This is a genomic window from Nocardia sp. NPDC055002 (assembly GCF_053608825.1).
On record NZ_JBSGWE010000002.1, the window covers coordinates 404,494 to 416,505 of the forward strand.

The window sequence follows — 12,012 nt, forward strand, 5'->3', positions numbered from 1 at the left end:
CGATGTCACGCCACCGGATCGAGCAGTTAGCCGCGGATCATGTTGCGCAGCACGTACTGCAGGATGCCGCCGTTGCGGTAGTAGTCGGCCTCACCGGGGGTGTCGATGCGCACGACCGCGTCGAACTCGGTGACCTTGCCGTCTTCCGCGGTGGCGGTGACCTTGACGGTCTTGGGGGTGACACCCTCGTTGAGGGCGGTGATCCCCGCGATGTCGAAGGTCTCGGTGCCGGTCAGGCCCAGCGACGCGGCCGACTGGCCGGCCGGGAACTGCAGCGGCACAACGCCCATGCCGATCAGGTTGGAGCGGTGGATGCGCTCGAACGACTCGGTGATGACGGCCTTCACGCCGAGCAGGCTGGTGCCCTTGGCGGCCCAGTCACGCGAGGAGCCCGAACCGTATTCCTTGCCACCGAGCACGACCAGCGGGATGCCCGCGGCCTGGTAGTTCTGCGAGGCGTCGTAGATGAACGCCTGCGGGCCACCGTCCTGGGTGAAGTCGCGGGTGTAACCACCCGAGACGTCGTCGAGCAGCTGGTTGCGCAGCCGGATGTTGGCGAAGGTGCCACGGATCATGACCTCGTGGTTACCGCGACGCGAGCCCAGCGAGTTGTAGTCCTTGCGGGCCACACCGTTGGCGTCGAGGTACTGCGCGGCGGGGGTGCCGGGCTTGATCGGGCCCGCCGGGGAGATGTGGTCGGTGGTGACCGAGTCGCCCAGCAGCGCCAGCACGCGAGCGCCGGAGATGTCGGTGACGGGGGAGGGATCCATCGACATGCCGTCGAAGTACGGCGCCTTGCGCACGTAGGTCGACTTCTCGTCCCACGCGAAGGTGTCGCCCTCCGGGGTCGCCAGACCCTGCCAACGCTTGTCACCGTCGAAGATGGTGGCGTAGGAGTTGCGGAACATGTCCTGGCTGATCGACGTCTTGATGGTGTCGTCGATCTCCTGGGCCGAGGGCCAGATGTCCTTCAGGAAGACATCGTTGCCGTCGGTGTCCTGGCCGAGCGCGTCGGTCTCGAAGTCGAAGTCCATCGTGCCCGCGAGCGCGTAGGCGATGACCAGCGGCGGGGAGGCCAGGTAGTTCATCTTCACGTCGGGGGAGATGCGACCCTCGAAGTTGCGGTTACCCGAGAGCACCGCGGTGACCGAGAGGTCGTTGTCGTTGATCGCGGCCGAGATCGCCTCGGGCAGCGGACCGGTGTTGCCGATGCAGGTGGTGCAGCCGTAGCCACCGACGAAGAAGCCCAGCTTCTCCAGGTAGGGCCACAGACCGGCCTTCTCGTAGTAGTCGGTGACGACCTGCGAGCCCGGGGCCATGTTGGTCTTCACCCACGGCTTGGTCGCGAGACCCTTTTCCACCGCGTTGCGGGCGAGCAGGGCGGCGCCGAGCATGACCGACGGGTTGGAGGTGTTGGTGCAGGAGGTGATACCCGCGACGACCACCGCGCCGTGATCGAGGACGAACTTGTTGCCGTCCTCGCCGACGACCTCGATCGGCTTGGATGGACGACCCTTGGCACCGTTGGCCGCGGAGTGCGCGGGGGTGTAGGTGTCGTCGGCGGCGGCGGCGGAGACCGCAGTCGGGTCCGAGGCCGGGAAGGACTCGTCGACGCCCTCGTCCAGCGCGGTGAGCTCACCTTCGCCGACGTAGTTGACGATGTCGGAGCGGAACGCGCTCTTGGAGTCGCTGAGCAGGATGCGGTCCTGGGGACGCTTCGGGCCCGCGATCGAGGGCACGACGCTGCCCAGATCGAGCTCGAGGTACTCCGAGTACACCGGCTCGCGGTCGGCGTCGTGCCACATGCCCTGTTCCTTGGCGTACGCCTCGACGAGCGCGAGCTGCTCGTCGCTGCGGCCGGTCAGGCGCAGGTAGTTGATGGTCTCCTCGTCGATCGGGAAGATCGCGGCGGTGGAGCCGAACTCGGGGCTCATGTTGCCCAGGGTGGCGCGGTTGGCGAGGGGGACCTCGGAGACGCCCTTGCCGTAGAACTCGACGAACTTGCCGACGACGCCGTGCTTACGCAGCTGCTCGGTGACGGTGAGCACCACGTCGGTGGCGGTGACGCCCGGCTTGATCTCGCCGGTCAGCTTGAAGCCGACCACGCGCGGGATCAGCATGGAGACGGGCTGGCCGAGCATCGCGGCCTCGGCCTCGATGCCGCCGACGCCCCAGCCCAGCACGCCGAGGCCGTTGACCATGGTGGTGTGCGAGTCGGTGCCGACACAGGTGTCGGGGTAGGCCTGGCCGTTGCGGACCATGACCGTGGGGGCCAGGTACTCGATGTTGACCTGGTGGACGATGCCCATGCCCGGGGGGACGACCTTGAAGTCGTCGAAGGCGCCCTGGCCCCAGCGCAGGAACTGGTAACGCTCGCCGTTGCGCTCGTACTCGAGGTCGACGTTGCGCTCCAGCGCGTCGGCGCGGCCGAAGACGTCCAGGATCACCGAGTGGTCGATGACCATGTCGGCGGGCGAGAGCGGGTTGACCTTGCTCGGGTCGCCACCGAGGACGGTGACGGCCTCACGCATGGTGGCCAGGTCGACGATGCAGGGCACGCCGGTGAAGTCCTGCATGATCACGCGCGCGGGGGTGAACTGGATCTCGACGCTCGGCTGTGCCGAGGGGTCCCAGTTCGCGATCTCGCGGATGTGATCGGCGGTGATGTTCGCGCCGTCCTCGGTGCGCAGCAGGTTTTCTGCCAGCACCTTCAGGGCGTAGGGCAGCTTCTCGGTGCCGGGAACAGCCGAGAGACGGAAGATCTCGTAGGAGTTGCTTCCGACCTCGAGCGTGCCCTTGGCGCCGAAGGTATCAATCTTCGTCACGTCAGCTCCACTCATGTGTGAGGGTGTGCCGCCGGCGGGGCTGTGCCGGCGACTCGCGTCTTCGGAGGGGGTATCCGGCACCGTGAGATGCCTGTTTCCTCGCCGTACGATCCTAACAGTACGCTTGTCCTATGAAATACGCGGGGGCCGTCGGTGGTGCCGCGCAGGCGTAGCCGGGCGCCGAGTCGCGTACTGTGCCTGACGAGCGAAGTCGGGGAAGACGCAGTGACGCTCACCTTGGCAGTGTTGGACGCCCGTCGCGACACCGGCGATCGTGGCTCGACAGACCGGATGGAAGATGACCACTTTTGCGCCGATGGCGGCCGAACTGCCGCCGAACACCGTGCTGAGCAGCGTCGCGTCCGACCTCGCCGACAATCACGTCGCGGCCCCCAAGGGTCAGGATCAGGAGAAACTGGCGGCGATCGTCGCGCAGGCGCGATCCGAGGGGATCCCGCTCAGCGTCGTCATCGTTCCCGGTAATCCCGGCCACGACTCGAGCCTACGTGACCTGGCCACCGAGGTCGGCGAGAACACCCACGGCACTGTCGCCGTGTTCAGCGACGACTGGCTGGGCACCTACAGCGACACCATCAGCCGGGTGCGGCTGGAATGGGCCGAGGACGCGGCCAAGTACAAGGGCAACCACCCCGAAGAGGCCGTGCAGGCCTTCGTCGACCGGCTCGAGCAGCCGGAGGGCGTTTCCTGGGGCGCCATCACCACGGTGTTGCTGACGCTGATGGTGCTCGTGATCGCCGGGCTGTACCTGGTGAAAGTTCGCCGCGGGCCCGAGGTGGACGCACCGGCGGCCCCCACGTCCTCGCGCGTCGATGCCGGTTCCACCAACTAACCGGTTTCACTGCAGTCACATTTCCGGACCAACGGTCTGTTTTCTGGGGTAGAAAGCTGTCCTTCGTCAGGCTAATTCCGAGCAATCTATGAATTGATGCCGCGCCCCACTGTGACGGATGTTTCCTTTGAGAACTATGTGTCGTACGGTTGCGATGAACGCGATCGTGAATGCAGTGGTACAGGGGGCATTGGTCGACTCTTGTGGTCGGTGTTTCGGCTGATGCGCCGGTGGCGTATGTCGAGTCGAGATACTCGGAGGTGCCGTGCGCAGTGCGGGCAGGCAGGACGAACCAGGTCTATTACGAATAGCGATCGGTTTGCTGGCGGTGGTAGCAGTGCTGCTCGCCGCGGGACCGGTCGCTGCTGTGCCACCCCCTCCACCCAATCCGTCCGACGGTGAGATCGCCGGGGCGGGCGCCCAGGTCGACGCGCGGGTCAGTGAGATCGGCGTACTGATCAATCGCGTCGCCGCGGCCGATCAGCAGTTACGTGAACTCGACGACCAGCTCGCGGGCAAACGGGAAGCGGTCAACCAGGCACTCGTCGACCTGCAGACCGCGCGCGACGCCGCCGACGCGGCCGCGGCCGCCGTCACCGACAGCCAGACCCAGCTGGCCGACGCGGGCGCGAAAGTCGGTGCGGCACGCCAGGATTTCGATCAGGTCGCCACCCAGGCGTACGTGCGTCCCGCCAACAGTTCGGTCGTCACCTACCTCGCCTCCTCGACCCCCGACGCCGCGATGGATCGCGCGCAGGTGCTCGGCATGGTGTCGAAGAACCAGCGACAGGTCCTGGACGGTTTGCGCCGCGCCCAGGTCGCCCAGGCCAACCAGAACTCCGCCGCGCGGCAGGCCAAGACCGACGCCGACAACGCCGCCGCCGGGGCTGAGCAGAAGCGCGACGCCGCCCAAGCCGCGGTGAACATCGCGAAATCCGAATTCGACACCCAGGCCGTGGCTCGCGACAACCTGCGTCGCGACCGCAGCGCGGCCCAGTCCGCCCTCGACGTCGCCCGCTCGACCGTCGCCGGGCTGCAGAGCCAGCGCGAGATCTTCCTGGCCTGGGACGACCAACGCGAAGCCGAGGTGATGGCCCTGCTGGCCGCCGCCAACGCCGCCGCCTCGCGCGCCGCCGCCGACAAGGCCGCCCGCGACCGCGCCGCCCAGCTCAACGAGGGCCAGCGCCCACACACCGACCTCGAGTCGACCCCGGCCTCCCCGCGCCGAACCAAGCCGCGTCCCTCGCAACCGCAGGTCACCGGTTCGGCCGCGATCGAAACGGTGGTCGACCGCGCGATGTCGCAACTCGGCGTCACCTATGCCTGGGGCGGCGGCGACGAGGACGGTCCCACCCTCGGCATCCGCGACGGCGGCACCGGCGACGCCCACGGTGACTTCAACAAGGTCGGCTTCGACTGCTCGGGCCTGATGCTCTACGCCTTCGCCGGCATCGGCGTGTCGCTGCCGCACTACAGCGGCTACCAGTACAACGCGGGCACCCGGGTCGACGTCGAGGACCGCGAACGCGGCGACATGCTGTTCTGGAGTCCCGGTGGCAGCGCCCACGTGGCGATGTATCTGGGCAACGGCAAGATGATCGAGGCCCCTGAATCCGGGGATGTCGTGAAGATTTCCCCGGTCCGCGAAGACGGCATCATGCCGTACGCGGTCCGCATCGTCACCGACTGAGCGGCCATCGCCGCTGGTAGGGCCGCGATCGATGCAGCTTGCGCCACATTCGCCGCCGCGCGTGAGCGGCGTCACGAGCATGACGAATCCCCGTCTAGTACTGGCCGGTTGCGGCGCACCGGGCGATTCAATGGAATAGTTGGTGCCGCACGCACAGGACCAAAGCGAAAGCGGGGATGTTGGTGACTTCGACGGAAGGTGTGAGCGGGCCGAAGCTGGCGAAGGACGCCGGTACGGCCACGCCGAGCACCCTGGAGCGTGACGTCCAGACTCTCGAGAAGGCGATCTACGAGGTCAAGCGGGTTATCGTCGGTCAGGACCGGCTCGTCGAGCGTTTGCTCGTGGGCGTTCTGGCGCGCGGACACGTGTTGCTCGAAGGTGTGCCGGGCGTCGCGAAGACTCTTGCGGTGGAAACCTTCGCCAAGGTCGTCGGCGGCTCGTTCTCCCGGGTGCAGTTCACCCCGGACCTGGTGCCGACCGACCTCATCGGTACCCGCATCTACCGGCAGGGCCGCGAGGAATTCGACACCGAGCTCGGCCCGGTCGTCGCGAACTTCGTGCTCGCCGACGAGATCAACCGCGCGCCCGCCAAGGTGCAGTCGGCACTGCTCGAGGTGATGGCCGAGCGCAAGCTGTCGATCGGCGGCAAGACCTACCCGATGCCCGATCCGTTCCTGGTCATGGCCACCCAGAACCCGATCGAGAGCGAGGGCGTGTACCCGCTGCCCGAGGCGCAGCGCGACCGCTTCCTGTTCAAGGTCGTCGTGGACTACCCCTCGGTCGAGGAAGAGCGCGAGATCATCTACCGGATGGGTGTGAGCGCGCCCGAGCCGAACCAGATCCTCGACCCCGAGGACATCATCCGCCTGCAGAAGGTGGCCGCCAACGTCTTCGTGCACCACGCGCTCGTCGACTACGTGGTCCGCGTGATCACCGCGACCCGCACGCCCGCCGACTTCGGCATGGACGATGTGGCCAGCTGGATCTCCTACGGCGCGTCCCCCCGCGCGAGCCTGGGCATCATCGCCGCGGCGCGCTCGGTCGCGCTGATCCGTGGCCGCGACTACGTGGTTCCGCAGGATGTCGTCGAGGTCATCCCGGACGTGCTGCGTCACCGTCTGGTGCTGTCGTACGACGCACTGGCCGACGAGGTTTCGCCCGAGGACGTCATCAAGCGCGTGCTCCAGACGGTCGGCCTGCCACAGGTCGCCCCGCAGGCCAACGGCCAGGCCGCACAGCAGCAGCCGCCGGTGCCCCAGCCGCCCCAGCAGCAGCAGCCTGTGCCGCAGGCGGTGAACGGGCAGCAGTCCCAGCCCGCCGGCTCCGTCGCGCCCCAGTGAGTGCGCCGGAACCCGTTGTCCGCGTGCCCGTGTCGTCTCACGCTCCGCCCTCGTTCCGTGCCGGTGAACTGACCGACCCGAAGCTGGCCGCCGCGCTCAAGACCCTCGAGTTGACCGTGCGGCGCCGCCTCGACGGCGTGCTGCACGGCGACCACCAGGGGCTGATCCCCGGACCGGGTTCGGAACCGGGGGAGGCACGGCTGTACCAGCCGGGCGACGATGTGCGGCAGATGGATTGGTCGGTCACCGCCCGCACCACCCATCCGCATGTGCGGCAGATGATCGCCGACCGCGAGCTCGAGACGTGGCTCGTCGTCGACCTGTCGTCGAGCCTGGACTTCGGCACCGGCCGGGTACACAAACGCGATCTGGCGATCGCGGCGGCCGCGGCGATCACCCACCTCACCTCCGGGGGCGGCAACCGGATCGGCGCGGTCGTCGCGACCGGTCAGGATCTGGTACGCATCCCCGCGCGCAGCGGACGCATGCACGCCCAGACCCTGCTGCGTGGCATCGCCACCACCCCGCACGCCCGCGACGGCGTGCGCGGCGATCTCAAGGCCGGAATCGAATCGCTGCGCCGGCCGCAACGCAAACGCGGTCTGGCCGTGGTGATCAGCGACTTCCTCGGCGACGTCGACTGGCAGCGCTCCCTGCGCGCGATCTCCGCCCGCCACGACCTGCTCGCCGTGGAAGTGCTCGACCCCCTCGATGTCGCGCTGCCCGACGGCGGCGACGTGGTGCTGCACGATCCCGAATCGGGCCGCACCCGCGAGTTCAGCGTCACTCCCACGCTGCGCGCCGATTTCGCGGCCGCGGCCCGAGCCCAGCGTGAGCAGGTGGCGCAGGCGCTGCGCAGCTGCGGGGCGCCGGTGCTCACCCTGCAGACCGATCGGGACTGGATCGCCGACGTGGTCCGGTTCGTGTCCACCCGGCGCCACAGCCTCGGCGCCCCGAGCGGGCGGGTGCCTCGCCAGTGAGTATTTCGCATTTCACGGCCGTCGTCTGGCTCGGTTTCCTCGCGGTCGTCGCCCTGCTCGTGCTCGGTTACGTGCTGGTGCAGCGCGCCCGGCACAAGCGGATGCTGCAGTTCGGCAACATGGCCATCCTGGAGCGGGTCGCCCCGTCGCGACCGAGCCCGATGCGCCATGTCCCGATCGCGTTGATCCTGGCGGGCCTGGTCCTGCTGACGATCGCCGCGGCCGGTCCGACCGCCGTGCAGAAGGTGCCGCGTAACCGCGCGACTGTTGTTCTGGTGATGGATGTTTCGCTGTCGATGGAAGCCACCGACGTGGAGCCGAACAGGTTGCAGGTCGCGCAGAAGGCAGGCAAGGATTTCGTCGACGGTCTGACGCCCGGTATCAACCTCGGTTTCGTCACGTTCGCGGGCACGGCCTCGGTGATGGTGTCGCCGACGACCAACCGCGAGGCGGTCAAGCACTCGATCGACAACATCAAGCTGGCCGAGCGCACCGCCACCGGCGAGGGCGTCCTCACGGCCCTGCAGTCCATCGACACCCTGGCCGCCGTCCTCGGTGGCGCCGAGACGCCACCGCCCGCGCGGGTGGTGCTGATGTCGGACGGCAAGCAGACCGTGCCCGACGACAAGGACGTCGACAACCCGCGCCACGGTTTCACCGCCGCGCGCCTGGCCAAGAACAAGGGGATCCCGGTCTCGACGATCTCCTTCGGTACCGAATGGGGCACGGTCGAGATCCCGGACTCCGACGGCAAGGGTTCACAGCGGGTGAAGGTGCCGGTCGACAACGACTCGCTGCGCGAGATCGCCGAGCTGTCCGGCGGCGACTTCTACACCGCGTCGTCGCTGGCCGAGCTCACCGCGGTCTACGACACCCTCGAGGAACAGATCGGCTACGAGACCACGCGCGGCGATGCGAGCAGGCCGTGGCTGCTGTTCGGCATGCTGGCCATCGCGGCGGGAGTCGTGGTCAGTTTGCTCTATCGTCAACGCCTGCCCTAGCTCCCACCGCCCCGCGTTGTGAGCTGTCGCAACGGCGCGACCCTGACGCGGGGCGCACGAATCGGAACAGATAGGTTGGACCCTATGTCGAACGTCACATCCCGGTCGGTCCTGGTCACCGGCGGTAACCGCGGTATCGGTCTCGCGGTCGCGCAGCGTCTGCAGGCCGACGGCCACAAGGTCGCCGTCACCCATCGCGGATCGGGGGTGCCCGAGGGTCTGTTCGGTGTGAAATGCGATGTCACCGACAGTGATTCGGTCGATCGTGCGTTCACCGAGGTCGAGGAGCACCAGGGTCCGGTCGAGGTGCTGGTCGCCAATGCGGGCATCACCGACGACACCCTGCTGATGCGCATGACCGAGGACCAGTTCGAGCGGGTCATCGACGCCAACCTTACCGGCGCCTTCCGCTGTGCCAAGCGCGCCAACCGCGCCATGCTCAAGGGTCGCTGGGGCCGGATGATCTTCCTCGGCTCCGTCGTCGGGCTCGGCGGTGGCCCCGGCCAGATCAACTACGCCTCCTCCAAGGCCGGTGTGATCGGTATGGCTCGCTCCATCAGCCGTGAGCTGGGCTCGCGTTCGATTACCGCGAATGTGGTCGCGCCCGGTTTCATCGAAACCGATATGACCGCTGAGCTGCCCGATGATCTGAAGGAAACCGCGAAGAAGTTCATCCCCCTCGGGCGTCTCGGCCAGGCAGAGGATGTCGCCGCGGTGATCAGCTTCCTCGCCTCCGAGGACTCCCGCTATGTCACCGGCGCGGTCATCCCGGTCGACGGCGGCATGGGCATGGGTCACTGATCCGCTAACGGATCGCCCCGCGCCACCGACAAGGTGGCGGCAACCATACTGATTTCAGGAGAACCGAAAACTCATGGGCGGACTGCTCGAAGGCAAGACCATCCTGGTCACCGGCATCATCACCGATTCGTCGATCGCGTTCCACGCGGCCGCGATCGCGCAGGAGCAGGGCGCGAGGGTGATCATCACCGGTATTCCCGACCGACTGCGGCTCATCGACCGCATCGCCAAGCGGCTGCCGCAGGAAGTGCCGCCTGCCATCGGCCTCGACGTGACCAACGAAGAGGACCTGGCCGCGCTCACCGAGAAGCTGCGTGAGCTGGCCCCCGAGGGCATCGACGGCGCGCTGCACTCCATCGCGTTCGCGCCGCGTTCGATCATGGGCCCCGGCTCGCTGCCGTTCCTCGAGGGCCCCGGCCCCGATGTCGCCAAGTCGTTCGAGATCTCCGCGTGGAGCTACGCCTCGCTCGCGCGCGCCGTGCTCCCCGTCATGAACGAGGGCGGCTCGCTGGTCGGCATGGACTTCGATCCGCGCGTGGCCATGCCGTACTACAACTGGATGGGCGTGTCCAAGGCGGCGCTGGAGTCGGTGAACCGCTATGTGGCGCGTGAGGTCGGTGCCGCCAAGAAGGTGCGCTCCAACCTGATCGCCGCGGGCCCGATCAAGACCCTCGCGGCCAAGGCCATCGCGGGCACCGCGACCGACGATGCCAAGCAGCTCGTCCAGCTCGACCAGTACTGGGACGGTGCGTCGCCGATCGGCTGGGACGGCAACGATCCGCGCGCGGTCGGCAAGTCGATCGTGGCGCTGCTCTCGGATTGGCTGCCCGCCACCACCGGCTCGATCATCTATGTCGACGGCGGCGCCAGCCACAATATGTGGTTCCCGGAGAACATGTCCCTGAGCTGATGCCGGACGCCCTGCTGCTGCTGTCCTTCGGTGGTCCCGAAGGTCCCGAGGACGTGATCCCGTTTCTGGAGAACGTCACTCGGGGCCGTGGGGTGCCCCCCGAACGGCTCGCCGAGGTCGCGCAGCACTACCTGCATTTCGGCGGGGTCTCGCCGATCAACGCGTTGAATCAGCAGATCATCGCGGCGCTGGAGGCCGACCTCGCCGATGCCGGGCTGGATCTGCCGGTCTATTTCGGCAATCGCAACTGGCATCCCATGGTCGAGGACACGGTCGCGCGGATGGCCGCCGACGGTGTGCGCTCGGCACTGGTCTTCCCGACGTCGGCATGGGGTGGGTATTCCGGTTGCCGCCAGTACGACGAAGACATCACCCGTGCCCGCACGGCGGTCGGTGCCGATGCCCCGGAGCTGGTGAAACTGCGCCAGTACTTCGATCATCCACTACTGATCGAGTCGTTCGCCGATGCGATCACCGCTGCGGTGCAACAGATTCCGGCCGAGCGCCGCGACGGCGTGCGCCTGGTCTTCACGGCGCACTCCATCCCGGTCTCGGCCGACCTGTCGGCGGGTCCGCCGGCCGACGGTGGCCGCCTCTACAGCAGGCAGGTCGCCGAAGCCGCCCGATTGTGTGCCGCGGCAACCGGTTTCGCCGAGTACGACGTGGTGTGGCAGTCGCGCTCGGGCCCGCCGCAGGTACCGTGGCTCGAACCCGACATCGTCGACCACCTGGATGTGCTGCACGGCAAGGGCATCGACGCCGTGGTGGTGTGCCCGGTCGGTTTCGTCTCCGATCATCTCGAGGTGATCTGGGACCTCGACAACGAAGCGTCGACCCGCGCCGCCGAGCTCGGCATGGCCTTTGCCCGGGCGGGGACGCCCGGCACCGATCCGCGGTTCTCCCGGATGATCGTCGAACTGATCGCCGAACGCGTGAGCGCCGGTCCGGTGCGCGAACTCGGGACGGTCCCCGGGTACGGCTGCACCGTCGACGGAGCCCTGTGCGCCCCCGGTTGCTGCGAACCGCCCGCGCGCCCGGTCCGGCGCTGAACACAACCGGATAACCATTCACCGGTAGTCCCCGGTTCGAGGAGTAGCCTTTTCACAGTTGCGCTCGACTGATCGGAGGATTTCCGATGATTTCGACCACGCCGCGCCGCGCCGCCGGGTTCGCCCTGGTGCTGACCGCCGCCGCGCTCGGTCTCACCGGCTGTGGCGGGGACTCCGGCTACCAGACCCAGCCCCCGCAGCCCACCGAGCCCACGATCTCGCAGGCATCCGTCGAGGAATTGTGCGGCATCCTCGACGGACAGAAGGGGACGTGGAAGGCGCTGGGCCCGCGCGTCGCGCGGGTGGCGTTCACCGGCGCGATGAAACTGTGGACGGTCAACGACACCGTCGCCAACGCCGCGATCGCCTACAACCGCCACATCGTCGACACCGTCACCATCCGCACCTGCCCGCAGGTCCGCGACGCGACGCTCAGGTCGCTCGATGTGCCCGACCTCAAAGTCGCCCTCGGCGGATTCTGAACTGGCACTTCCCCCTTCGGCGCATCTCTGCGTTAGCATCGCCGCAGACCTTCGCCCGAAGGTCGGGTGACGCTACGGGGAGGG

10 protein-coding genes are annotated in these 12,012 nt (G+C 67.9%); 9 read left to right on the top strand and 1 reads right to left on the bottom strand.

Annotated features, from left to right (window positions below; genetic code table 11):
• Positions 1-26 precede the first annotated feature (26 nt).
• Positions 27-2,840 (bottom strand): aconitate hydratase AcnA, encoded by a 2,814-nt coding sequence (gene acnA / locus ACWF99_RS09105; protein WP_393282062.1) that lies wholly within the window; start codon positions 2,838-2,840, stop codon positions 27-29.
• 283 nt (positions 2,841-3,123) lie between these two features.
• Between acnA and ACWF99_RS09110 the strand changes: the two genes are divergently transcribed.
• The 9 genes from ACWF99_RS09110 (at position 3,124) to ACWF99_RS09150 (ending at position 11,928) form a co-directional block, all read left to right on the top strand.
• Positions 3,124-3,675 (top strand): Rv1476 family membrane protein, encoded by a 552-nt coding sequence (locus tag ACWF99_RS09110; RefSeq protein WP_378627161.1) that lies wholly within the window; start codon positions 3,124-3,126, stop codon positions 3,673-3,675.
• 328 nt (positions 3,676-4,003) lie between these two features.
• On the top strand, positions 4,004-5,365 hold the full coding sequence (locus ACWF99_RS09115) for an NlpC/P60 family protein (protein ID WP_452535563.1): 1,362 nt from the start codon (positions 4,004-4,006) through the stop codon (positions 5,363-5,365).
• 176 nt (positions 5,366-5,541) lie between these two features.
• Positions 5,542-6,705 carry a chaperone MoxR1 gene (gene moxR1 / locus ACWF99_RS09120; RefSeq protein WP_452535564.1) on the top strand — a complete coding sequence of 388 codons (1,164 nt, stop codon included), beginning with the start codon at positions 5,542-5,544 and terminating at the stop codon, positions 6,703-6,705.
• 23 nt (positions 6,706-6,728) lie between these two features.
• Positions 6,729-7,685 carry a DUF58 domain-containing protein gene (locus ACWF99_RS09125; RefSeq protein WP_378627164.1) on the top strand — a complete coding sequence of 319 codons (957 nt, stop codon included), beginning with the start codon at positions 6,729-6,731 and terminating at the stop codon, positions 7,683-7,685.
• Positions 7,682-8,686, top strand: coding sequence for a VWA domain-containing protein (locus tag ACWF99_RS09130; protein ID WP_056810311.1), 1,005 nt, complete (start codon positions 7,682-7,684; stop codon positions 8,684-8,686). The genes ACWF99_RS09125 and ACWF99_RS09130 overlap by 4 nt, the downstream gene beginning before the upstream one ends.
• 84 nt (positions 8,687-8,770) lie before the next feature.
• The gene (gene fabG1, locus ACWF99_RS09135; RefSeq protein ID WP_101467171.1) at positions 8,771-9,487 is read left to right on the top strand and encodes a 3-oxoacyl-ACP reductase FabG1; all 717 of its coding nucleotides are present in this window, start codon (positions 8,771-8,773) and stop codon (positions 9,485-9,487) included.
• A gap of 73 nt (positions 9,488-9,560) precedes the next feature.
• A complete protein-coding gene (gene inhA, locus ACWF99_RS09140; RefSeq protein WP_358181927.1) occupies positions 9,561-10,397 on the top strand; it encodes an NADH-dependent enoyl-ACP reductase InhA in 837 nt (278 codons plus the stop codon).
• On the top strand, positions 10,397-11,446 hold the full coding sequence (locus tag ACWF99_RS09145; protein WP_378627167.1) for a ferrochelatase: 1,050 nt from the start codon (positions 10,397-10,399) through the stop codon (positions 11,444-11,446). Before inhA ends, ACWF99_RS09145 begins: the two co-directional genes overlap by 1 nt.
• Positions 11,447-11,532: 86 nt before the next feature.
• A complete protein-coding gene (locus tag ACWF99_RS09150) occupies positions 11,533-11,928 on the top strand; it encodes a hypothetical protein (RefSeq protein WP_378627168.1) in 396 nt (131 codons plus the stop codon).
• Positions 11,929-12,012 lie beyond the last annotated feature (84 nt).

Excerpts from the sequence above, each read along its gene's own strand:
- fabG1 (WP_101467171.1), top strand. The coding sequence starts at position 8,771 with ATGTCGAACGTCACATCCCGGTCGGTCCTGGTCACCGGCGGTAACCGC.
- inhA (WP_358181927.1), top strand. The coding sequence starts at position 9,561 with ATGGGCGGACTGCTCGAAGGCAAGACCATCCTGGTCACCGGCATCATC.
- ACWF99_RS09110 (WP_378627161.1), top strand. The coding sequence starts at position 3,124 with ATGACCACTTTTGCGCCGATGGCGGCCGAACTGCCGCCGAACACCGTG.
- moxR1 (WP_452535564.1), top strand. The coding sequence starts at position 5,542 with ATGTTGGTGACTTCGACGGAAGGTGTGAGCGGGCCGAAGCTGGCGAAG.
- ACWF99_RS09150 (WP_378627168.1), top strand. The coding sequence starts at position 11,533 with ATGATTTCGACCACGCCGCGCCGCGCCGCCGGGTTCGCCCTGGTGCTG.
- acnA (WP_393282062.1), bottom strand. The coding sequence starts at position 2,840 with ATGAGTGGAGCTGACGTGACGAAGATTGATACCTTCGGCGCCAAGGGC.
- ACWF99_RS09145 (WP_378627167.1), top strand. The coding sequence starts at position 10,397 with ATGCCGGACGCCCTGCTGCTGCTGTCCTTCGGTGGTCCCGAAGGTCCC.